Origin of the sequence: Staphylococcus sp. GDY8P120P (assembly GCF_017892065.1) — a bacterium.
GTDB lineage: Bacteria > Bacillota > Bacilli > Staphylococcales > Staphylococcaceae > Staphylococcus > Staphylococcus nepalensis.
Genome location: NZ_JAESKI010000071.1, coordinates 1 through 580, shown reverse-complemented (window position 1 = coordinate 580; position 580 = coordinate 1). Strand labels below are relative to the sequence as shown.

1 protein-coding gene is annotated in these 580 nt (G+C 32.2%); it reads left to right on the top strand.

Translation table 11 applies throughout. The annotated features are described in order from the left end of the window. Positions 1-117: 117 nt before the first annotated feature. Positions 118-580, top strand: a 463-nt coding sequence (locus KA900_RS14710; RefSeq protein ID WP_210139800.1) for a heavy-metal-associated domain-containing protein, incomplete at its 3' end; no start/stop codon positions are given.

The window sequence follows — 580 nt, the reverse complement described above, 5'->3', positions numbered from 1 at the left end:
AAATTAAAAATCCATATATTTTAGAATTATTGAGTTTGGTAGATCATATTGTAGAAGAAACAAAAGATGATATTATCACTTGTAAATACCATAATAACTTAAGAATGGATGATGCTGATGAATAAATCATCTGATGTTTGTTGCACTAACACTTGTCAAAATGCGAACAATGAAAAAGTGTCAAAAGATATAAAACCCGCTACTGACACATTACAGAAAGTTACTTTTCAAGTTAATGGTATCGATTGTAGTTCTTGTGCCACAACGATAGAAAAAGCACTCGTACCCTTAGATGCTGTTTACAATCCAAAAGTTAACTTCGCTACTGGTAAATTAACAGCCGAAGTGAGTACTGCAAATACGACAAACCAAATTATAAAAACTGTGGAAAAACTAGGTTATGATATTCAAAACACTCAACCACAATCAACACAAAACACAATATTTATGATTAAAGGCATGGACTGTGGAAATTGTGCTAAAACCGTTGAAAAACATGTTTTGAACCTTCCCTATGTAAAAGATGCTCAAGTTAACTTTTCTACAGGTAAACTTCAAGCCAATATCGATGGCCAAAATG